Genomic DNA, 22,212 nt, shown 5'->3' on the forward strand with positions numbered 1-22,212 from the left:
TGCTAATGATACCGGTGCTTTGGCCTGCGCAGGGCGGCAAAAGCAAAAATCGTCGCTCAAAAAGACGTCAAGGCTGGGCAGGGGCCAACAGCTGGGTGGTCACCAGGGCGGCCAGGGCGTTTTCCTGGGTGCCGAAGCGCTTGAGCAGCAAAGCCTGTTTGTCGGCGCTCAGACGGTTCCACACGTCGACCATCTGCAGGGCAGCGTCGAGTACGGCGGCGTCGGGAGAGTCGGGGAGGGTGTCGGTCATCGCGGTATCCAAAGTCTTCAGGCAGTGTGGAAAGCGCTCAAAGTTGCGCTTTCCACACGGTCTGTTACGGCGTCAGTCCTGGCGTTTGCTGTCGACTGGTTTTGCTTCTTTGGCCTCAGGCTGCTTGTTGCTGGCCTGCTGCGGTGTTGGCTGCTCGGTTGGGTGCAGGCTTGGGAAGGGGAGATTAGGTATCTCGTGCATCGTTGTCGCTCCTCGCAAGGTCTGTTTTATCAATCGCAGGTGATTCCGCGCTCTCAAAAAGCCTTGGCAGGATACAGCACCTAAAATGACAAAAAGATTTTTATCTCGACGGATGTACGAACTTTCACGCTTAAAACGGTCGTGGGGCTAGAACGGCACCTTGCCCAGGATCATGTCGCGGTACATCACAAAATCCCCCAACAGGCTGTAGAACGGGTGCTGGAAGGTCGCCGGGCGGTTTTTTTCGAAGAAGAAATGGCCGACCCAGGCAAAGCTGTAACCGGCTATCGGCAAGGCGATCAGCAGGCCCAATGAACCTCTGCCGATGGCATAGGCCAGGATGCCAATCACCAGCGTAGTGCCGATAAAGTGCAGGCGCCGACAGGTGCTGTTGCTGTGTTCGCTCAGGTAATACGGGTAGAACTCAGCGAAGCTATTGAATTGTCTGACATTTTCCACTGTAGCCGGCCCTCTCGTTATTGTGGTGCCCAACAGATGTTCGGCGGGGAGCTTATTTGAGTCTAGAGTGATCAGTGGTAACAGCCAGTGACAATAGATGCCACTTTAGTATCCTTGGCTTCCTGGCTGCCGTTTAAGCCTGCTTTTTTAAGAAGACGCCATGAGCGAACGAACAACTTCTGCAAGCTGGGCGATGGGGATAGTCAAGGCGTTGGAAATGGACGGCCTGGACTGCCGTGCCTTGTTCAAGCAATTGGGCCTGGACTATGCCGCCCTCAGTGACCCTGATGCGCGTTTTCCACAAGACTCCATGACCCGGCTCTGGCAGCGGGCGGTCGAGCTGTCGGGCAACCCGGCGATAGGCTTGAACATGGGCAAGGTGGTGCGCCCTGCATCCTTTCATGTGGCCGGTTATGCGCTGATGTCCAGCAACACGCTGGCCGAAGGCTTTATGCGCCTGGTGCGCTACCAGCGGATCATCGCTGAAAGTGCCGACCTGAGTTTCCGACTGTTGCCCGAAGGCTATGCGCTGATTCTGACGGTGCATGGTGACCACTTGCCGCCCACCCGACAAAGCGCCGAGGCCTCGCTGGCCAGCGCCCTGGCGCTCTGCGGCTGGTTGACCGGACGTACCCTGCAGCCGCGCAAGGTGCTGTTGCAAGGCGATCAGCCGGTGGACCTGGCGCCCTATAAACAAGCCTTCCACGCCCCCCTGGAATTCAACGCACCCTATGACGCGTTGATTTTCGAGCGGGCCGACATGGACGCGCCGCTGCCCACGGCCAACGAGGCCATGGCGCTGTTGCATGATCGGTTTGCCGGTGAATACCTGGCGCGTTTTTCGGAAAGCCGCGTGACCCACAAGGCGCGGCAGGTGCTGTGTCGCCTGTTGCCCCAGGGCGAGCCCAAGCGTGAGGTGGTCGCCCAGACCCTGCACCTGTCCCAGCGCACGCTGCAGCGGCGTTTGCAGGAGGAAGGCACCAGTTTCCAATCGCTGCTCGACGACACCCGCCGCGAATTGGCCGAGCAGTACCTGGCACAGCCGAGCATGACCCTGCTGGAAATCGCCTACCTGCTGGGGTTTGCCGACCCGAGCAATTTCTTCCGCGCGTTTCGCCGCTGGTTCGACGCCACGCCCGGCGAATACCGGGCGCGTTTGCTGGAAGCCTCGACGGTCAGTGACGCCAGAACGCCGGAATGCACAGAACAAAGACTGTAATGATCTCCAGCCGCCCCAGCAGCATGCCGAACGACAGGATCCACTTGGCCGCATCCGGCAGGCTGGCGAAGTTGCCGGCCGGGCCGATGGTCTCGCCCAGGCCCGGGCCCACGCCGGACACGGTGCTGGCGGCGCCGGTCAACGCGGTCATCCAATCCAGCCCGAGCAGCGACAAGGCCAGGGCAATGGCGCAGATGGTGATAGCGAAGAAGAACGAAAAGGTCAGGATCGAGCGTACGATTTCTTCATCGAGGCGGTGGCCGTTGTACTTCTGCTTGATCACCGCGCGCGGGTGAATCAGCTGGTTCAAGTTGGCCTTGAGCAGGATATAGGCGACCTGGAACCGGAAGATCTTGATGCCGCCCGCCGTAGAGCCGGAGCAGCCGCCGACAAAGCCCAGGTAGAAGAATAGCATCAGTGAGAAGTTGCCCCAGATGCTGTAGTCCCCCAGCGCAAAGCCGGTCGTGGTGACCACGGACGTGACGTTCACCGCCACATGCCGCAGCGCGTCCAGCCAGTGCAGGTCGGTGGTCCACCAGTACCAGGTGCCGAGCACCAGCCAGGTCACGATCAACAGGCCGAGCAAGCCTTGTACCTGCTGATCCTTGATCAGTGCCCGACGGTTGCCGCGCAACGTGGCCACATACAGGGTGAACGGCAGGCTGCCGAGAATCATCACCACCACCGCCACCCAGTGCACGGCAGGTTGTTTCCAGTGGGCGAGGGACTCATCGGAGGTGGAGAAACCCCCGGTGGAAATGGCTGACATCGCGTGGTTGATCGCGTCGAACAGGCCCATGCCGGCCCACCAGAACGCCAGGCTGCCGAGGATCGTGATGCCCACATACGTCGCCACGATCAGCCGCGCCACCATGTGTGAGCGGGGCATGACCTTTTCCGAGCGGTCCGAGGACTCGGTCTGGAACAGGCGCATGCCACCGATGCGCAGCAGCGGCAGGATCGCCACCGCCATGCCGATAAAGCCGATGCCGCCGAGCCAGTGCAGCAGCGAGCGCCACATCAAGATGCCCGGGGACATGCTGTCCAGCCCGCTCAGCACCGTGGAACCGGTGGCGGTGATGCCGGACATGCTTTCAAAAAACGAGTCGGTGTAGCTGATGTGCTGGGTCAGCAGAAAGGGCAGGGCGGCGAACACGCACACCACCACCCAGCTGGTGACGGTGAGCAGGTACATGTCCCGGGGACGCAGGTGCACATGCTCGGGGCGGCCGGGAATGACCAGGGCTAGGCCGGCGATAAAGGTGATCATGCTGGCCCACAGGAACGAGGGCAGGTCTTGTGTGCGTTCGAAGATCACCAGGGTGGCCATCGGGACGACCATGGCGATCGCAAGGGTGATCAGGAAGATGCCGATGATGAAACCGATGATGCGTAGGGTCGGCAACGCCATGAAATGTGCTCGGGTGATTGGGCAGAGGCGCCATTCTACCTGCGGTGCAGAGCATGTAAACCGGGGCTTGGGAGCAACGTAGATCAACTGTGGGAGCTGGCTTGCCTGCGATAGCAGTGGGTCAGCAACATCTTCATTAACTGATACGCCGCTATCGCAGGCAAGCCAGCTCCCACAGGAGTATGGGGTGGCTGAGAGTGCGCGCATAAAAAAGGCGACCCGAAGGTCGCCTCTCTCAACACCGAACGGATCAGAACTCGTGATCAGCGTTGTCCGGGTTCAGGTCGCTGATGCCCAGCTTGCCGGCAGCGGCTTCGATCGAACCGGTCTGCTTGACCAGTGCGGCGATGGCGTCGCGCACGATCTGGTTGCCCTGGTCGTTACCGGCAGCGATCAACTGATCGTAGTGCTCGCCTTTGTTGGCGTGGTCAACCATGACCTGGATCTTCGCTTCGGTCGACGCCAGGTCGGCCTTGAGCGCGCTGTCGGCAGCCGGGTCGGCCTTGGCCACCAGGGACGACAGGCTGGCGCCGGTCATCTTGGTGCCGTCGACACGGGTGTACTCGCCCAGGTAGACGTTGCGGATGCCCTTGGCGTCGTAGAAGTGCGAGTTGTGGGTGTTGTCGCTGAAGCAGTCTTGCTCGTCTTCTGGCGAGTTGGCTTCCAGGGAAACCTTCATGCGCTCACCGGCCAGTTCGCCCAGGGACAGGCTGCCCATGCCGAACAGCATTTTGCGCAGGCCGTCGGTGGCAGGTTCTGCCTCCAGGGTGGCGCGGTAGTTGTCTTCGACGTTGGGTTTCCAGTTGCCGACCATTTCTTCCAGGTCGCTCACTAGCAGTTGGGTCACGGCGCGCAGGTAGGTGCGGCGACGCTCGTTGTTGCCGCCCGTGGCGCCGTCGCCGGTCAGGTAGTCGGAGGCAGGGCGGTTGCCCGCGCCAGGGCCGGTGCCGTTGAGGTCCTGGCCCCAGAGCAGGAATTCGATGGCGTGGTAGCCGGTGGCAACGTTGGCTTCGGAACCGCCCAGCTCATTGAGGCTGGCGAGTTTTTCCGGGGTGATGTCCTTGACGTCGACCTTGTCTTCGCCGACCTGGATCTCGGTGTTGGCGATGATGTTGGCGTTGGCGCCCGGGTTGCCCAGGGCGTGCTCGTAGGATTTGTCGACGTAGTCGATCAGGCCTTCGTCCAGGGGCCAGGCGTTCACTTGGCCTTCCCAGTCGTCGATGATGGTGTTGCCGAAGCGGAACACTTCGCTCTGCAGGTACGGCACGCGCGCGGCGATCCAAGCAGTACGGGCTGCTTTCAGGGTTTCGTCGTTCGGGTTGGCCAGGAAGGTGTCGATGGCGGTTTGCAGGGTTTTTGCAGTGGACTCGGCGTCGCTGTACACCGCGAATACCATGTCAGCGTAATGCGCGACCACGGCTTTGGCGGCCGTTTCGTCGACCTGGCCTGCTGGGGTGGCAGCCGCTGGAGCGGTAGTGCTGGCAGCCGGGGTCGGCGCCTGGTTTGCGGCGGCCTTGTCTTTACCTTCGCCGCAACCGGCGAGAGAAATGGCAATGGCCAGCAGACTGGCGGTGGCCAGGGGCATACGAATCATGGCGAACATCCTGCTTCGGTTGTTGATAGGGCGCGCGGGGGAGCGCAAAAACTGCGACATAATGCGAAAGATTTGCATTTTGTGTAAAGGTTTATGCGAGGGAAATATTTAGTATCGTTTTGCTGTTTCAGAGAATCGCCGCGTTGTTGCGCTCGGACTGCTTCAGAAAGGCCGCCAGCTCCCGGGCCTGCAGCGGTTTGCTGTAGTGGTAGCCCTGACCTTCGTGGCAGCCTTCGGAAATGATGTAGGCCTCTTGTTCGGCGGTTTCCACCCCTTCGGCGATCACCTGCATCCCCAGGCTTTTGCCCAGTTGGATGATGGCGCGCACGATGGTCGCATCGTCGTCGTCATCGAGCAGATCTTGCACGAAGCTCTTGTCGATCTTGATCTTGTCCAGCGGCAGGCTCTTGAGGTAACTCAGCGACGAATAGCCGGTGCCGAAGTCATCGATGGCGATCAGCGCCCCGGAGCGACGCAGACTCAGCAAGTGTTGGGCGGCGGTGCTGATGTCTTCCATCAGGCCGGTCTCGGTGACTTCCAGTTCCAGGCTGCGCGGCGGCAGGCGGTAGATCTGCATCAGGTTGTTGACCACCCGCGGCAGCTCGGTGTGGTGCAGTTGCACTGTGGACAGGTTGACCGCCATGCGCAGGTCGGTGAAGCCCAGGTCATGCCATTCGCGCAACTGCCGGCAAGCCTGGTCCAACACCCACTCGCCGATCGGAATAATGGTGCCGTTCTGTTCCGCCAGCGGGATGAACAGGTCCGGCGGCACCAGGCCGTGTTCCGGGTGCTGCCAGCGAATCAGCGCTTCCACGCCCACCACGCGATGGTCGCGGTAGCTGATCTGAGGTTGGTACACCAGGTGGAATTGCTCGCGGTTCAGGGCCTCGCGCAGGTCTTTTTCCAGCTCGCGGCGCCGGCGCATTTCGCTGTCGACGCTGGCGATATAGAACTGATAGCGGTTGCGCGAGCGGCTCTTGGCCAACGTCATGGTCTGTTCGGCTTTTTGCAGCAGCTTCTCGGTGCTGTCGCCGTCTTCCGGGAACAAGGTGATGCCGATGGTGGCGCGCAGGCGAATCTGCTCGTGCTCCAGGGCGAACTCGGCTTCCAGGTCATCGAGGATGCTTTGCGCCAGTTCGGCGGCTTCGTAGGGCTGGTCGATATCGGCCTGTACCAGCGCGAATTGGTCACCGCCCAAGCGGGCGAGGGCACCCAGGCGGCCACTGTGGGCGCGCAGACGGTCAGCCAGGGCCAGCAGCAGTTTGTCACCGGCCTGGTAGGTGAACTGTTCGTTGACGCTTTTGAAGTCATCCAGGCCCACGCACAACACCGCCACGCGACGCTGACGGCGGCCGGCGTCGATCAGGATCTTGTCCAGTTGCTCCTGCAATTTCTGGCGGTTCGGCAAACCGGTGAGAAAGTCGTACTGGGCCATGCGCAGCAGGCTGGTTTCGGCCTCATGGCGCAAATGAGTGTTGCGTTCGATGGATTCGAGCAACTGGTTGGCGGTGTTTATCCACAGCCCCAGCTCGTTGCGTTCATGGCCTTTGAGCAGCGGGATCTTGTGTTCGCTGGGCCGGTCCGGGTTGATCGAGGTCAGGTGTTCGATAATCCGCGACAACGGCTTGGTCAGCAGCCAGTGATAGACCAGGTACAGCACCAGGCCCATGGCCAAGGCGCGCAGCACGCCAGAAATGAAGATGATCACCGAACTGACCAGAAAGCCCTTGCCGTAGGTGGCGGTGTCCAGGGTGATGCTCAGGTCGCCGTAATACTCGCTGTAGGGGCCTTTGCCGACCAGTGAGGTGGTAAAGGTGCGTTCCTGGCCAAGAATCAGGTCGGTCAGCCAGCGAGAGGGCGATTGCTGAAGTGCGCGGCTTTTTTCGGCGAGCATGGTTTCGTTGGGATGACCGATAGAGGCCATGCGCACGGCATCGTCCTGGAACAGGCCTTCGATCACTTGCATGCCCATCTCGCGGTCCAGGCTGTAGACGGCCTGGGTCGAGGGGTCGCGAAACATGTCGAGGATACGCTGGGCATCACCGGCCACGGCCTGGCGCGTCTTGTAGGCATCGAAAACGATCTGCGCCGCACTCAGTGCCACGCCCACGATCAATGCCGACAGCAGCACAACCCGTAGCAACTTCACCGACAAGCTGTTTTTGAGTTCCAGCTTCAAAGGGTCATTCCTTGTTCCATGCGGGTAGCCTCAATATGCCATGAGTATTGGCAATCTCGTGATGGCAGTCAAAGGAACATTGGGGCAAAGGCGGGTTAAAGATGATCTGGCGGGGGAGGCAATGAGGGAAGGGCAAGGCGGATTGACACCCGCCTGCCTGAAGAGACCTGACCGCTGATGGGCGGCGCCTCAATCAAGTGGACGGTTACGCCGACTTGGGAAGGTCGAAAGTGATCTTTTTATCGACAGTGGTCGCAAAGTTGATGGTTCCAGACTGGTTAGCGTCTGAAGTGTCTTCGCCGAAAATCTTTTTTGCCGCCCCATCGGCGAAGGGTTGAAGGAGCGCTGAGGCCGCTTTGACAACTTCGCCCGCGACGGGAAGTGCCGCTTTCACGAGATCGCCAACCAGTGGAATAGCGGCTGTTGCTGCGGCGGCTGCTGCAATGGACATATTGAATTCTCCGACAGGTAGTAGAGGTCAATTCCTCTCCCTCCCTGCGTGGTTCGTGTCGTGGCTCTGGTTCCATCGCCCACAAAAAAGCCCGGCAATCACCGGGCTTTTTTTACTGCAAGGGTTGCTTAGGCAGTGAAGGTTTTGCCTTCGAACTGCTCAGCCACGAACTTCCAGTTGACCAGGTTCCAGAACGCTTCCACATACTTTGGACGCACGTTGCGGTAGTCGATGTAGTAGGCGTGTTCCCAGACGTCGCAGGTCAGCAGCGGGGTGTCGCCGCTGGTCAGCGGGTTGCCGGCGCCGATGGTGCTGGCCAGGGCCAGGGAACCGTCAGCCTTTTTCACCAGCCAGCCCCAACCGGAACCGAAGGTACCGACGGACGTCTTGGTGAACTCTTCCTTGAACTTGTCGAACGAACCGAACGCAGCGTTGATGGCTTCAGCCAGCGCGCCGGTAGGTTGGCCACCGGCGTTTGGCGCCAGGCAGTTCCAGTAGAAGGTGTGGTTCCAGACCTGAGCGGCGTTGTTGAAGATGCCGCCCGAGGAGGATTTGACGATCTCTTCCAGGGTCTTGCCTTCGAACTCGGTGCCTGGCACCAGGTTGTTCAGGTTCACGACATAGGTGTTGTGGTGCTTGTCGTGGTGGTATTCCAAGGTTTCCTTGGAAATGTGCGGCTGCAGGGCATCGTGTGCGTAGGGCAGCGGCGGCAATTCGAAAGCCATGATGATTCTCCTAATCAGGTCAGTTGCGGTGAGCGCAAGGCCGATCACGGGCGGCCAAACAAGCGCCGGGGAGTTTGTACTCTTTGCGGCGCAGGGTCCGGATCATAGCACCGGGGGTGCGGCAAAACCACGCAACAACTGTGTGGGATAGAGGTTCCAGAGCGTTTTGGAATATTCGCTACGCGGCAATCAATTGATAAGCCACGCTGAACATCATCGCCGCCACCAGCAGGTCCAGCAGACGCCACGTTGCGGGGCGTGCCAACCAGGGCGCCAGCCACGCAGCGCCGAGCGCCAGGGTGGCGAACCACAGGAACGACGCGCTGGCCGCCCCCGCGACATAAGCGCCGGGTTCGGTTTGTTGCGCGCCCAGCGAGCCGATCAGCAGCACGGTGTCCAGGTACACGTGAGGATTGAGCAACGTCACGGCCAGGGCGCTGAGCAACACGTCACGCAATGAGCGCACCTTTAGGTTATCGCCTTGTTCAAGGCTTTGTTTGGAAAACGCCCGGCGCAATGCCAGGGTGCCGTACCACAGCAGGAACGCCGCGCCGCCCCAGCGCGCAACTGCCAGCAACAGTGGGTTCTGTGCCAGCACCGTGGCCAGGCCGAACACGCCCGCAGCCACCAGCAACGCATCGCATACCACGCACAGCGCCGCCACGGGCAAGTGATGTTCACGGCGCAGGCTTTGCGCCAGCACAAATGCGTTCTGTGTGCCGATGGCCATGATCAGGCCCAGGGCCACCAACAGCCCGTTCAGGTAGCTTTGCCACATAGTGAGTTACTCCGCGTCTGCTGCCAGTTGCCGCAGCACGCCCATGGCGCGCTCGGCATCGGCGCGGCCGACAAACAGGTGGTCGTGGTAGAAACCGGCGATCACGTTGCAACTGATGCCAGCCTTGCCCAAGGCGCTGGCAAACGCGGCCGTCAGGCCAACGGCTTCAAGGGCTGAATGCACATTCAGGGTGATCCAGGCAGCGACGTAGTCGAAGCTCAGCCCGGCGTCTTCTGCTTGTTGGCGCTCGACAATCAGCGTCAGGCCTTCCTGTTCTCGAAAGCTGCCGATCGCCTCGCACCCTGGCGGGATACGGTTGTCGGGCAGGGTGCAGAACACGTAGTCACCGTCATTGAGTTGCGGGCTCATGCTGCGCAGCAGGGTTGCCAGGGCGGTTTCGCCAGCCATGTGAAGTTCCTTGAAGTAGAGAGAAGCAATGCTGGTCATTCTCACGGACTACGCTGTATAAGAAAAACCAATATTGCTGATCGCTCATTAGAGAAACTGATGTTCGACTATAAATTGCTTTCCGCCCTGGCGGCGATCGTGGAACAGGCCGGTTTCGAGCGTGGCGCCCAGGTGTTGGGGCTGTCGCAATCGGCGATCTCCCAGCGCATCAAGTTGCTGGAAGCCCGTATCGGCCAACCGGTGCTGGTGCGCGCTACGCCGCCGACGCCCACCGATATCGGCCGCCGCCTGCTCAACCATGTGCAACAGGTGCGGCTGTTGGAGCGTGACCTGCAAAGCCAGGTGCCGGCGCTGGACGAAGAGGGTATGCCCGAGCGCCTGCGCATCGCCCTGAATGCCGACAGCCTCGCCACCTGGTGGGCCGAAGCGGTCAGTGGCTTTTGCGCCGAGCAGCACTTGTTGCTGGACCTGGTGGTGGAGGACCAGACCGTGGGCCTCAAGCGCATGCGTGCCGGTGAAGTGGCGGCCTGTATCTGCGCCAGCGAGCGCCCGGTGGCCGGTGCCCGCAGCCTGTTGCTCGGTGCCATGCGCTATCGGGCGCTGGCCAGTCCGGCCTTTATTGCGCGGCATTTCCCAAACGGTGTGCGCGCGGATCAGTTGGCCCGGACTCCGGCGCTGGTGTTCGGCCCGGATGATTTCCTGCAACACCGCTACCTGGCTTCCTTGGGCGTGGACGGTGGTTTTGAACACCATTTGTGCCCCTCGTCGGAAGGGTTTATCCGCCTGACAGAAGCCGGTCTCGGCTGGGGCCTGGTGCCCGAATTGCAGGTACGTGACCAACTGGAAAAGGGCGTTTTACTGGAGTTATTGCCAGATAAGCCCATCGATGTGCCGCTGTACTGGCATCATTGGCGCAGTGGCGGGCAATTGTTGGGCTTGTTGACCGACCATCTGGCCCAGGCGTGTGGCCAATGGCTGGTGCCGTTGGCGTGACAGCGGGCGTCAAGGCAACAGCGATGAAAAACGAAAGAGCACGGGGTAATACATGAAAATTCTGGTCACCGGCGCAAGCGGCTTCATTGGCGGGCGCTTTGCGCGTTTCGCCCTGGAGCAGGGCCTGGACGTACGGGTCAACGGGCGACGTGCCGAAGGTGTGGAGCACCTGATACGGCGTGGCGCCGAGTTTATCCAGGGTGACCTGAATGACGCCGACCTGGTGCGCGACCTGTGCCGCGATGTCGAGGCCGTAGTGCATTGCGCCGGTGCCGTCGGGTTGTGGGGCAAATATCAGGACTTCCACCAAGGCAATGTGCTGGTCACCGAAAACGTCGTCGAAGCCTGCCTGAAACAACGGGTGGGGCGCCTGGTGCACTTGTCGTCGCCGTCGATCTACTTTGATGGGCGCGACCACCTGGGCCTGACCGAAGAGCAAGTGCCCAAGCGCTTCAAGCATCCTTACGCTGCCACCAAGTACCTGGCCGAGCAAAAGGTGTTTGGCGCCCAGGAGTTCGGCCTGGAGGTGATTGCCCTGCGCCCGCGCTTTGTCACCGGCGCCGGGGACATGAGCATTTTCCCGCGTCTGCTGAAGATGCAGCGCAAGAACCGCCTGGCCATCGTCGGCGACGGCTTGAACAAGGTCGACTTCACCAGCGTGCACAACCTGAACGAGGCGCTGCTCAGCAGTTTGCTGGCCACGGGCTCGGCCTTGGGCAAGGCCTACAACATCAGCAATGGCACGCCGGTGCCGGTGTGGGATGTAGTGAACTACGTGATGCGCCAGATGGACATGCCACAGGTCACCCGATATCGGTCCTACGGCCTGGCCTACAGTGTGGCGGCGTTGAACGAAGCGTTCTGCGCGATGTGGCCGGGGCGTCCGGAGCCGGCGTTATCACGCTTGGGCATGCAGGTGATGAACAAAGATTTCACCCTCGACATCAGCCGGGCGAGGCATTATCTGGACTACGAGCCCAAGGTCAGCCTGTGGACCGCCCTCGACGAGTTCTGCAGTTGGTGGAAAGCCCAGGATCCTGGGCTCAAGTAAGCTCACATCAGGCAACACATCGGGAACCGAATTCGAGGTTTCAGGTCGACCAGTGCGGCGCGGGCGCGGTTTATACTCCGGTCGCTCGGCTTTCCAGGCAGCCATCTCACCGATTCAGGGTTGATACATGCGTAACGATGCTAACGACGATTTCGACAATGTTCCCAGCCTGCGGGCAGACCACGGGGACGATGATGATTTCGAGCCGACTCCCGCCACCTCCGTGCGTTCGCGCACGACGCCGGTGGTCAAGGTCAAGAGTGCCAGCACCGGCCCGCTGTGGGCGCTGGTCGGCGCGCTGCTGATCGCCTTCGCCGGCCTCGCCTGGTGGAGCTTCCAGCAGATCTCCCTGATGGGCCAGCAACTGGTCGCCACCCAGGAAAGTTTCGCGCGCATCAGCGAAGAAGCGGCGGGGCGCCTGCAGGATATTTCCGGCAAGGTGGTGGCCAGCGAAGCCAGCGTGAACAATGGCAGTGAAGCCCTCAAGTTGCAGATCAAGCAGTTGGAAAGCCAGTTGCTGGAACAGGGCAAGCAGCAGGTCGGCGTCGCCGGCCAGGCCACCGTGCTGGACCAGCGCCTGGCGCAGATGACCGCCAGCACCACCGACCTGTCGAACGCCAACGCCAAGCTGCAAGGGCAGGTCCAGGCCCTGACCGATGCCGTAGCGACTTTGAAAGCCGCGCAAGGTGATGCAGGCAAGCGTGATACCGAGATCAAGGACTTGTCCGCCGACGTGGCCGCCCTGAAGAAGCAGGGCAACCCGAGCGCGGCCATCGCCCGTCTCGAGCAGGACCTGGTGGTGTTGAAGAGTGCCCAGGACAACCAGCCGGGCAACAGCGACGCGCCGACCAACAAGGAGTTCGACGTGTTCCGCATCCAGACCACGCGCAACATCACTACCTTGCAAAGCCAGGTGCAGAACCTGCAACAACAACTCAACACCCCCGCCCGCTGAGCTGCCTGTAGTGAGCGGGCTTGCCCCGCGCTGGGGCCCCAAAACCTGCCAACGCAGGTTAACTGGATAAATGCGGTGCCTGGGTTGGGGCGGCTGCGCCACCCAGCGCGGGGCAAGCCCGCTCACTACAAGTGCCCTCTCTCCCATTTGGAATTGTCACTGGCCGGTGACATTTCCCTTGCCCTTCGTTACTTGCCCCCACCTCGCCCTTGTTTAGACTCCGGTCATCCCACAAAAAATAATAAGGGCCACCCATGACCACCCACCCACTGCCTGCCAGCAGTTGGCTGAACGCACCTGCCCATCACGCCTGGCTCGCCAATGAAGGCCAGCGCCTGCTGTCGTTCGCCAAGGCCTCTCGACTGCCCGAGGGCTTCGGCAACCTGGACGACAATGGCCAACTGCCCGCCGATGCCCACGCCGAGACCATGAACACCGCCCGCATGACCCACAGCTTTGCCATGGCCCACGCCATGGGGTTGCCCGGTTATGCCGATCTGGTAGCGCACGGTGTGGCTGCCCTGAGTGGTCCCCTGCGTGATAGCGAGCACGGTGGTTGGTTCGCCACGCCTCACGCGCGGGATGGCAACCGTGGCAAAGCAGCCTACCTGCATGCGTTCGTCGCGCTCGCCGCCAGCTCGGCGGTGGTGGCCGGCGCGCCCGGCGCACAGAATCTGTTGAACGACGCCATCCATATCATCGACCAGTTCTTCTGGAGCGAGGAGGAGGGCGTGATGCTCGAGTCCTTTGCCCAGGACTGGAGCGGCATCGAAGCCTACCGTGGCGCCAACAGCAACATGCACGCCACCGAAGCCTTCCTGGCCCTGGCCGATGTCACCGGTGACACGCGCTGGCTGGACCGTGCGTTGCGCATCGTCGAGCGTGTTATCCACACCCATGCGGCGGGCAACCAGCACATGGTCATCGAGCACTTTGACGCCCACTGGCAACCCCTGCTCGGTTACAACGAAGACAACCCCGCCGATGGCTTTCGCCCCTATGGCATCACCCCCGGCCACGGTTTTGAATGGGCGCGCTTGGTGCTGCACCTGGAAGCCGCGCGCCTGCAGGCCGGGCTCGCCACGCCCGACTGGCTGGTGACCGACGCCAAGGGCTTGTTCGCCAGCGCCTGCGAGTACGCCTGGGCCGTGGACGGTGCGCCCGGCATCGTCTACACCCTGGACTGGAGCCAGCGCCCCGTGGTGCGTGAGCGCCTGCACTGGACCCACGCCGAGGCCAGCGCCGCCGCGCAAGCGCTGCTCAAGCGTACCGGCGAGCTGCATTACGAGACCTGGTACCGACGCTTCTGGGAGTTCTGCGAAACCCATTTCATCGACCGTCTGCACGGCAGTTGGCATCACGAACTGAGCCCGCAAAACCAACCCAGCAGCAAGATCTGGGGCGGCAAACCCGACCTGTACCATGCCTGGCAAGCGGTGTTGCTGCCTGCGTTACCCTTGGCACCCAGCATGGCCAGCGCTTTGGGGCGCGGCGCTTATGTCACGAGCTGGTGACATTTGTGCGTCCCTTTGTTACCTGCGCCTGGAAAATCCCTGTTTAAACTCCGTGCAGCGCAAGCTCTAGACTTGCATGCATAACAACAAGAAAAGGTACTCAGATGAACGCGATTAATCGCCTCGCCGTAGCTATTTCCATTGCCTCGTTGTTTCCCCTCAGTGCATTTGCCGCCGACTCGAAAGGGACGGTTGAAGTTGTGCATTGGTGGACCTCGGGTGGTGAAAAAGCGGCTGTAGATGTCCTGAAGGCCCAAGTTGAGAAAGACGGCTTCACCTGGAAAGACGGCGCCGTCGCCGGCGGTGGTGGTGCTACCGCCATGACCGTGCTGAAAAGCCGCGCAGTCGCTGGCAACCCGCCAGGCGTTGCCCAGATCAAAGGCCCGGACATCCAGGAATGGGCGTCGACTGGCCTGCTCGACACCGACGTGCTCAAGGACGTCGCCAAAGAAGAGAAGTGGGACTCGCTGCTCGACAAAAAAGTCTCCGACACCGTGAAGTACGAAGGCAACTACGTTGCCGTACCGGTGAACATTCACCGCGTGAACTGGCTGTGGATCAACCCGGAAGTCTTCAAGAAAGCCGGGATCACCAAGAACCCAACCACCCTCGAAGAATTCTACGCAGCCGGCGACAAGCTCAAAGCGGCGGGCTTCATTCCGCTCGCCCACGGTGGCCAGCCTTGGCAGGACAGCACTGTATTCGAAGCCGTAGTTTTGTCGGTGATGGGTGCAGATGGCTACAAGAAAGCCCTGGTTGACCTGGACAACGCCGCGCTGACCGGCCCGGAAATGGTCAAGGCCCTGACTGAGCTGAAGAAAGTCGCGACCTACATGGACGTCGACGGCAAAGGTCAGGACTGGAACCTGGAAGCGGGCAAAGTCATCAATGGCAAGGCCGGCATGCAGATCATGGGTGACTGGGCCAAGTCCGAATGGACCGCTGCCAAGAAAGTCGCCGGCAAGGACTACGAGTGCGTAGCCTTCCCGGGCACCGACAAAGCCTTCACCTACAACATCGACTCCCTGGCGGTGTTCAAGCAGAAAGACAAAGGCACTGCTGCCGGTCAGCAGGACATCGCCAAAGTCGTGCTGGGTGAAAACTTCCAGAAAGTCTTCAGCATCAACAAGGGTTCGATCCCGGTGCGCACCGACATGCTGGAGAAAATGGCCTCCTACGGCTTTGACTCCTGCGCCCAGACCGCCGCCAAAGACTTCCTGGCAGACGCCAAGACCGGCGGCCTGCAGCCAAGCATGGCCCACAACATGGCCACCACCCTGGCTGTGCAAGGTGCGTTCTTTGATGTCGTGACTAACTACATCAACGACCCGAAAGCCGACCCGGCCGACACCGCCAAGAAACTCGGCGCTGCGATCAAGTCAGCCAAGTGATGCTTTTGTAGGAGCCGGCTTGCCGGCGATGCAAACAACGCGGTGTGTCGGTTACACCGAGTTGGCTGCATCGCAGGCAAGCCAGCTCCCACACAAACCGCGCTCCGGCAGAGAGTCACCCTGTAGCCCTTTTTCCCTGTACTGGATTTTCCCATGAGTTCTGTTGCTGTGTTCAGCAAGGCCTCGCCGTTCGATGCACTGCAGCGCTGGCTTCCCAAACTGGTGCTGGCGCCGAGCATGTTCATCGTGCTGGTGGGCTTTTACGGCTACATCCTGTGGACGTTCGTGCTGTCGTTCACCAACTCCACCTTCCTGCCCAGCTACAAATGGGCCGGCCTTGCGCAATACGCCCGGTTGTTCGACAACGACCGCTGGTGGGTAGCGAGCAAGAACCTGGCGGTTTTCGGTGGGATGTTCATCGGCATCACCCTGGTCATCGGCGTGACACTGGCGATCTTCCTCGACCAGAAAATCCGCCGCGAAGGCTTTATCCGCACCATTTACCTGTACCCGATGGCGCTCTCCATGATCGTCACCGGTACCGCCTGGAAATGGCTGCTCAACCCGGGCATGGGCCTGGACAAACTCCTGCGGGACTGGGGCTGGGAAGGCTTCCGTCTCGACTGGCTGATCGACCCGGACCGCGTGGTCTACTGCCTGGTGATCGCGGCCGTGTGGCAAGCCTCCGGCTTCATCATGGCGATGTTCCTCGCCGGCCTGCGCGGTGTGGACCAATCGATCATCCGCGCCGCCCAGATCGACGGCGCCAGCCTGCCGCGCATCTACTGGAGCGTGGTGCTGCCAAGCCTGCGTCCGGTGTTCTTCAGTGCGGTGATGATCCTGGCGCACATTGCGATCAAGAGCTTCGACCTGGTGGCGGCCATGACCGCCGGCGGCCCGGGCTACTCGTCCGACCTGCCTGCGATGTTCATGTACTCGTTCACCTTCAGCCGTGGCCAGATGGGTATGGGTTCGGCCAGTGCAATCCTGATGCTCGGTGCGATCCTCGCGATCATCGTGCCTTACCTCTACTCCGAGCTGAGGACCAAGCGTAATGACTAGTCTCGCTTCCAAACCTTCCATCAGCCTGAGCCGCATCGCGATCTACGCGGTGCTGATCCTCGCGGTGTTGCTGTACCTGGTACCGCTGGTGGTGATGTTGCTCACCAGCTTCAAGACCCCGGAAGACATCAGCACCGGCAACCTGCTGAGCTGGCCGACCGTGGTCACCGGCATCGGCTGGGTCAAGGCCTGGGCCACCGTGGACGGCTACTTCTGGAACTCGATCAAGATCACCGTTCCAGCTGTGCTGATTTCCACCGCCATCGGTGCGTTGAACGGCTATGTGCTGTCGTTCTGGCGCTTCAAGGGCTCGCAACTGTTCTTCGGCCTGCTGTTGTTCGGCTGCTTTCTGCCGTTTCAGACCGTGCTGCTTCCAGCGTCGTTCACCCTTGGCAAGATGGGCCTGGCCAGCACCACCACCGGCCTGGTGTTTGTGCACGTGGTCTACGGCCTGGCGTTCACCACGCTGTTCTTCCGTAACTACTACGTGAGTATCCCGGATGCGCTGATCAAGGCCGCGCGCCTGGACGGTGCGGGTTTCTTCACGATCTTCCGCCAGATCATTCTGCCGATGTCCACGCCGATCATCATGGTCTGCCTGATCTGGCAGTTCACCCAGATCTGGAACGACTTCCTGTTCGGTGTGGTGTTCTCCAGCGGTGACTCGCAGCCCATCACGGTGGCGCTGAACAACCTGGTCAACACCAGCACCGGGGCCAAGGAATATAACGTTGATATGGCAGCGGCGATGATCGCCGGGTTGCCGACCCTGCTGGTCTATGTGATCGCAGGCAAGTATTTCGTGCGCGGCCTCACGGCCGGCGCGGTCAAGGGGTAATCATGGCTACGCTTGAACTTCGCAATGTAAACAAGACCTATGGCGCCGGCCTGCCCGACACCTTGAAGAACATCGAACTGTCGATCAAGGAAGGCGAATTCCTGATCCTGGTCGGCCCTTCGGGTTGCGGTAAATCCACGCTGATGAACTGCATCGCTGGCCTTGAAACCATCACGGGCGGCGCGATCATGATCGGCGACCAGGATGTGAGCGGCATGAGCCCCAAGGATCGCGACATCGCCATGGTGTTCCAGTCCTACGCGTTGTACCCGACCATGAGCGTGCGCGAGAACATCGAGTTCGGCCTCAAGATCCGCAAAATGCCCCAGGCCGATATCGACGCCGAAGTGGCGCGCGTAGCCAAGCTGCTGCAGATCGAGCACCTGCTCAATCGCAAGCCGGGCCAGCTGTCCGGTGGCCAGCAACAGCGTGTGGCCATGGGCCGCGCCCTCGCACGTCGCCCGAAGATCTACCTGTTCGACGAACCGCTGTCCAACCTCGACGCCAAGCTGCGTGTCGAGATGCGTACCGAAATGAAACTGATGCACCAGCGCCTCAAGACCACCACGGTCTACGTGACCCACGACCAGATCGAAGCGATGACCCTGGGCGACAAGGTGGCGGTCATGAAGGACGGCATCATCCAGCAGTTTGGCACGCCCAAAGAGATCTACAACAACCCGGCCAACCAGTTCGTGGCGAGCTTCATCGGTTCGCCGCCGATGAACTTCGTGCCCGTGCGCCTGCAACGCAAGGACGGCCGCCTGGTGGCCCTGCTCGACAGCGGCCAGGCCCGTTGCGAGCTGGCGTTGAACATGAACGATGCGGGCCTCGAAGACCGTGACGTGATCCTCGGCCTGCGCCCTGAGCAGATCTTGCTGGCAGCGGGCGAGGGCAATGGTTCGTCGAGCATTCGCGCCGAAGTCCAGGTCACCGAGCCGACCGGCCCGGACACCCTGGTGTTCGTGCAACTCAATGACACCAAGGTCTGCTGCCGTCTGGCGCCGGATGTGGCGCCGCAGGTTGGCGAGACCCTGACCCTACAGTTTGACCCGGCCAAAGTGTTGCTGTTTGACGCCAAGACCGGTGAGCGCCTGGGCACTGCTTCTTCATCGCCTACACAAGGGCATGCCGACAATGTGGCTCAATTCAAAGGCCGCTGAAGTAGATAACTTGTTGTTTTAGCTAAAAAAAGTAAACCGCGTTAGATAAAAACAGTTTAATAACAATAAAGACGAGGATGTAGGGATGAAAAAGCAACACAACAACACTCGGCTGATCTGCCAACTGTCAGCAGCAGCAGCCCTGGTATTGTCCGCCAATGCGATGGCGGCCGATGCATTCAGCTCCGATTCCAAGTGGATGACCGGCGATTGGGGTGGTGAGCGTACCAAGCTGATCGAGCAAGGTATCGACATCAAGGCTGACTACGTTGGGGAAGTCGGTGGCAACCTGCACGGTGGCTACAACAACGACAAAACTGCCCGTTACGCTGACCAGTTCGGTCTGGGCGTAGCACTGGATCTGCAAAAGCTGTGGGGCTGGGACAACACCCAGGCCAAGATCCAACTGACCAACCGTAATGGCGCAAACATCTCCAATGACCGTATTGGCGACCCGCGTGCCGGCACCTTGAGTTCGTCTCAAGAGGTTGATGGTCGTGGCCACATGGTGCGTCTGACCCAGTTCTGGATCCAGCACCAGATGTTCGACAACAAGCTGGATGTGAAACTCGGTTACTTCGGTGAAGGCGAAGACTTCAACACCTTCCCATGCGACTTCCAGAACCTGTCGTTCTGCGGCTCGCAAGTGGGTAACTACGTGAACACCTGGTACAACTGGCCGGTGAGCCAGGCGGCTATCCGCGTGAAGTACAACATCACGCCAGAGCTGTATGCGCAAATCGGTGCGTACAACCAGAACCCGTCGCAGCTGGAGCACGGCAACGGCTTCAAGCTCAGCGGCAGTGGCACCAAGGGCACCGTGATCCCGGTGGAATTGGTCTGGTCGCCGAAGGTCAATGGCCTGCCGGGCGAATACCGTGTGGGTTACTACAAGAGCACTGCCGATGCCAACGACGTACGTGAAGACGTCAACGGTAACGACGCTGGCACCACCGGCGCGGCCTTCCGTGTCCGTAGCAGCAAGACCGGCTACTGGGGTGTGCTGCAACAACAACTCACCACGCACAATGGCGACGCTTCCCGCGGCCTGAACATCGCGGCCAACGTGACCTTCCACGACAAGGACACCAACCTGGTCGACAACTACCAGTCGTTGATGCTGGTCTACAAAGGTCCATTCGACGCGCGCACCAAGGATGACGTCGGTATCGGTGTTTCCCGTATCCACGCCAACAGTGACGTGAAGAAAAACGCCGAGCTGCTCAATGCTGCTGGTGGCTTCACCGACTACGACCAATCGGGTTTCGCACCGCTGCGTAACACCGAGTACAACGTCGAAATCAACTACGGCTTCCACGTCACCAACTGGCTGACCGTGCGTCCCAACCTGCAATACGTCGCCAACCCAGGCGGTGTGAAAGAAGTCGACAACGCGTTGGTAGCGGGCCTGAAAATTCAGTCTACGTTCTAACGTTGTTGCGATAAGCTCCTTCTCTCTGTGCGCATTTTGCGGGTAGCCATGGCTACCCGCTTTTTTTTGAGGAAGGGGAGCACATCTCCCTGTGGGAGCTGGCTTGCCTGCGATCCAGGCGGCTCGGTACAGCAGGCAAGCTGCGTTGATGCCATCGCAGGCAAGCCAGCTCCCACAAAGACATTCAGGACCGTGGCACATGCATGAGCATCCGCTGCAACGCTTTTTCAAATCCCTGCGCGAGCGACCGGTGTTCGCCTGGGAACGCTTTCAGATGCGCGACGTGTTGGTGATCGACCACCCGTTGTGCCAGGCGGTGTTCAGCCGCCAGGGCGCGCAACTGCTGCATTTTCAGCCGCGGGGCCAGAAGCCCTGGCTCTGGTGTGCGGCCAAGTGGCCCCAGGTCGGCGCCATCCGTGGTGGTGTGCCGGTGTGCTGGCCCTGGTATGGCCGCCATCCGAGCGAGAACGCCTGGCCGTCCCATGGCTGGGCGCGGCTCATCGACTGGAAACTGCTCGACAGCAGCACCGACGAGGACGGCGTACGCCTGCACTGGCAATTGCAGCTGTGCGACTGGCAGGTCGACCTGCACGCGCACCTGGGCGAAACCCTGGAGCTGCGTCTGAGCACCGAGCATCAGGACGAGTTGCCGTGCCAGTTGAGCCATGCATTGCACGCGTATTGGCGTATTGGTCACGTTGACGAGATAGCGCTGTCTGGGCTCGATGGTGCGCAAGGTTACGACCAGCTCAACCGCCAGGTCTGTCAGCAGGAAGGCGAGCTGCGGGTGGAGGGCGGGTGCCAACGGGTGTTCCAACACGAGGGCGAACTGCAGCTCAAGGACCACGCCTGGCAGCGTGAGTTGTGCATCGACACCGGCGACAGCGCAGACACCGTGGTGTGGCATCCCGGCAGCCGGCCCTTGTTGGGGGTGAGCTTCAACGAGGCGTCGGGGTTTGTGTGCGTAGAGTCGGCGATGGCCGGGGCGAGTCTGGCGCCGGGGGAGAGGGCGCACCTCAGTTTGCAGGCTAGGGCTGGGGTTTAGCGGTGAGGCTGATGGCGCCATCGCAGGCAAGCCAGCTCCCACATTTGGAATGCATTCCCCTGTGGGAGCTGGCTTGCCTGCGATAGGGTCGGTACGGCTGGCGGAGATTCCTGCTAGTTGAACTCATCCCCCACCGGATACCGGCTGTCATTCAAGCTCTCTTTGATCTTGCGCAGATGCGGCTGGAAATCCACCCCGCGACGCAGCGTCATGCCGGTCGCCAGCACGTCCAGCACCGTCAGCTGGATGATCCGCGAGGTCATCGGCATGTAGATGTCGGTGTCCTCCGGCAACGGAATATTCAGGCTCACCGTACTGGCCTTGGCCAGCGGCGAGTTCTCGGCGGTCACGCCGAGTACCGAGGCACCGTTGCTGCGGGCAATCCGCGCCACTTCCACCAACTCACGGGTACGCCCGGTGTAGGAAATGATCACGAACAACTCGCCGGTGTGGGCCACCGAGGCGATCATGCGCTGCATAAGCACGTCGGCATGGGCGGTCACGGCGAGGTTGAAGCGGAAGAACTTGTGCAGCGCATCCATGGCCACCGGTGCCGAAGCGCCCAGGCCGAAGAAGTGGATCTGCCGCGCCTGGATCAACAGATCCACGGCTTTGCTGATCAGGGCCGGGTCCAGGGCCTGGCAGGCGCTGTCCAGGGACGCAATGGCGCTGCCAAAGATCTTCTGCGTGTACGCCTCAGGGTTATCATCGGCTTCCACGGCGCGGCTGACGTACGCGGCGCCACTGGCCAGGCTTTGCGCCAGCTGCAATTTCAGTTCAGGGTAACCGCTCACGCCGAACGAACGGCAGAAACGGTTGACCGTCGGTTCACTGACCGAGGCGGCCTGGGCGAGGGCGGCGATCGAGAAGCGGGTGGCCTGCTGCGGGTTGAGCAGGATGACTTCTGCGACTTTGCGCTCGGCCTTGTTCAATTCTTCGAGGCGGTTCTGGATCTGTTCCAGAAGATTTCGCACGCGGTCCATTCAGTCTTTCCTTCGGGCGACGATGCAAATTAAGGGCGGCAACCAATCGACGAGCGGCCCTTGGAGGTGGCCTATCCTACTGAGCGTAGCTGAACACCACCACTCGGAAT

21 protein-coding genes are annotated in these 22,212 nt (G+C 60.9%); 11 read left to right on the plus strand and 10 right to left on the minus strand.

Annotated features, from left to right (window positions below):
* Nucleotides 1-67: 67 nt before the first annotated feature.
* A complete protein-coding gene (locus tag AC07SU_RS12345; RefSeq protein WP_176994264.1) occupies nucleotides 68-250 on the minus strand; it encodes a hypothetical protein in 183 nt (60 codons plus the stop codon).
* Between the two features lie 348 nt (nucleotides 251-598).
* A complete protein-coding gene (locus AC07SU_RS12350) occupies nucleotides 599-910 on the minus strand; it encodes an Mpo1-like protein (protein WP_176994263.1) in 312 nt (103 codons plus the stop codon).
* Between the two features lie 160 nt (nucleotides 911-1,070).
* Here AC07SU_RS12350 and AC07SU_RS12355 point away from each other — a divergent pair, with 160 nt between their 5' ends.
* Nucleotides 1,071-2,129, plus strand: a complete 1,059-nt coding sequence (locus tag AC07SU_RS12355) for an AraC family transcriptional regulator (RefSeq protein WP_494997170.1) — start codon at nucleotides 1,071-1,073, stop codon at nucleotides 2,127-2,129.
* On the opposite strand, the gene AC07SU_RS12360 is transcribed toward AC07SU_RS12355, so the two are convergent.
* From AC07SU_RS12360 to AC07SU_RS12390, 7 genes are all read right to left on the minus strand, one after another.
* Complete coding sequence (locus AC07SU_RS12360) at nucleotides 2,086-3,540, minus strand: TrkH family potassium uptake protein (protein WP_176994261.1); 1,455 nt, start codon at nucleotides 3,538-3,540, stop codon at nucleotides 2,086-2,088. The genes AC07SU_RS12355 and AC07SU_RS12360 overlap by 44 nt on opposite strands.
* A gap of 250 nt (nucleotides 3,541-3,790) precedes the next feature.
* Nucleotides 3,791-5,134, minus strand: a complete 1,344-nt coding sequence (locus tag AC07SU_RS12365; RefSeq protein WP_494997171.1) for an imelysin family protein — start codon at nucleotides 5,132-5,134, stop codon at nucleotides 3,791-3,793.
* A 127-nt stretch (nucleotides 5,135-5,261) separates the two neighbouring features.
* Nucleotides 5,262-7,313 carry a putative bifunctional diguanylate cyclase/phosphodiesterase gene (locus AC07SU_RS12370; RefSeq protein WP_176994259.1) on the minus strand — a complete coding sequence of 684 codons (2,052 nt, stop codon included), beginning with the start codon at nucleotides 7,311-7,313 and terminating at the stop codon, nucleotides 5,262-5,264.
* A 205-nt stretch (nucleotides 7,314-7,518) separates the two neighbouring features.
* A complete protein-coding gene (locus AC07SU_RS12375) occupies nucleotides 7,519-7,764 on the minus strand; it encodes a hypothetical protein (RefSeq protein WP_176994258.1) in 246 nt (81 codons plus the stop codon).
* Nucleotides 7,765-7,892: 128 nt separating this feature from the next.
* A complete protein-coding gene (locus AC07SU_RS12380) occupies nucleotides 7,893-8,489 on the minus strand; it encodes a superoxide dismutase (protein ID WP_003212997.1) in 597 nt (198 codons plus the stop codon).
* A 178-nt stretch (nucleotides 8,490-8,667) separates the two neighbouring features.
* Nucleotides 8,668-9,267 (minus strand): LysE/ArgO family amino acid transporter, encoded by a 600-nt coding sequence (locus AC07SU_RS12385; RefSeq protein WP_494997172.1) that lies wholly within the window; start codon nucleotides 9,265-9,267, stop codon nucleotides 8,668-8,670.
* Between the two features lie 6 nt (nucleotides 9,268-9,273).
* On the minus strand, nucleotides 9,274-9,675 hold the full coding sequence (locus AC07SU_RS12390; RefSeq protein ID WP_176994256.1) for an ACT domain-containing protein: 402 nt from the start codon (nucleotides 9,673-9,675) through the stop codon (nucleotides 9,274-9,276).
* 99 nt (nucleotides 9,676-9,774) lie between these two features.
* Here AC07SU_RS12390 and AC07SU_RS12395 point away from each other — a divergent pair, with 99 nt between their 5' ends.
* From AC07SU_RS12395 to AC07SU_RS12440, 10 genes are all read left to right on the plus strand, one after another.
* A complete protein-coding gene (locus AC07SU_RS12395) occupies nucleotides 9,775-10,668 on the plus strand; it encodes a LysR family transcriptional regulator ArgP (RefSeq protein ID WP_176994255.1) in 894 nt (297 codons plus the stop codon).
* Between the two features lie 52 nt (nucleotides 10,669-10,720).
* Entirely contained in the window at nucleotides 10,721-11,719 is a 999-nt protein-coding gene (locus AC07SU_RS12400; protein WP_176994254.1) for an NAD-dependent epimerase/dehydratase family protein, read from the plus strand.
* A 127-nt stretch (nucleotides 11,720-11,846) separates the two neighbouring features.
* Nucleotides 11,847-12,674 carry an ATPase gene (locus AC07SU_RS12405; protein WP_176994253.1) on the plus strand — a complete coding sequence of 276 codons (828 nt, stop codon included), beginning with the start codon at nucleotides 11,847-11,849 and terminating at the stop codon, nucleotides 12,672-12,674.
* A gap of 254 nt (nucleotides 12,675-12,928) precedes the next feature.
* Nucleotides 12,929-14,188, plus strand: coding sequence for a D-mannose isomerase (locus AC07SU_RS12410; protein WP_494997173.1), 1,260 nt, complete (start codon nucleotides 12,929-12,931; stop codon nucleotides 14,186-14,188).
* A gap of 104 nt (nucleotides 14,189-14,292) precedes the next feature.
* Nucleotides 14,293-15,579, plus strand: a complete 1,287-nt coding sequence (locus AC07SU_RS12415) for an ABC transporter substrate-binding protein (protein ID WP_176994251.1) — start codon at nucleotides 14,293-14,295, stop codon at nucleotides 15,577-15,579.
* Between the two features lie 153 nt (nucleotides 15,580-15,732).
* A complete protein-coding gene (locus AC07SU_RS12420; protein ID WP_017253695.1) occupies nucleotides 15,733-16,641 on the plus strand; it encodes a carbohydrate ABC transporter permease in 909 nt (302 codons plus the stop codon).
* Nucleotides 16,634-17,479 (plus strand): carbohydrate ABC transporter permease, encoded by an 846-nt coding sequence (locus tag AC07SU_RS12425; RefSeq protein WP_178925093.1) that lies wholly within the window; start codon nucleotides 16,634-16,636, stop codon nucleotides 17,477-17,479. Before AC07SU_RS12420 ends, AC07SU_RS12425 begins: the two co-directional genes overlap by 8 nt.
* A gap of 2 nt (nucleotides 17,480-17,481) precedes the next feature.
* The gene (locus AC07SU_RS12430; protein ID WP_176994249.1) at nucleotides 17,482-18,642 is read left to right on the plus strand and encodes an ABC transporter ATP-binding protein; all 1,161 of its coding nucleotides are present in this window, start codon (nucleotides 17,482-17,484) and stop codon (nucleotides 18,640-18,642) included.
* An 85-nt stretch (nucleotides 18,643-18,727) separates the two neighbouring features.
* A complete protein-coding gene (locus AC07SU_RS12435; RefSeq protein ID WP_178925096.1) occupies nucleotides 18,728-20,074 on the plus strand; it encodes a carbohydrate porin in 1,347 nt (448 codons plus the stop codon).
* A 199-nt stretch (nucleotides 20,075-20,273) separates the two neighbouring features.
* The gene (locus tag AC07SU_RS12440; RefSeq protein ID WP_494997174.1) at nucleotides 20,274-21,119 is read left to right on the plus strand and encodes a D-hexose-6-phosphate mutarotase; all 846 of its coding nucleotides are present in this window, start codon (nucleotides 20,274-20,276) and stop codon (nucleotides 21,117-21,119) included.
* A gap of 113 nt (nucleotides 21,120-21,232) precedes the next feature.
* Here the strand turns inward: AC07SU_RS12440 and AC07SU_RS12445 are convergent, their stop codons facing one another.
* On the minus strand, nucleotides 21,233-22,093 hold the full coding sequence (locus AC07SU_RS12445; RefSeq protein WP_174554056.1) for a MurR/RpiR family transcriptional regulator: 861 nt from the start codon (nucleotides 22,091-22,093) through the stop codon (nucleotides 21,233-21,235).
* Nucleotides 22,094-22,212: the final 119 nt, after the last annotated feature.

The sequence above is a fragment of the Pseudomonas sp. GW821-FHT05H12 genome, assembly GCF_059419385.1.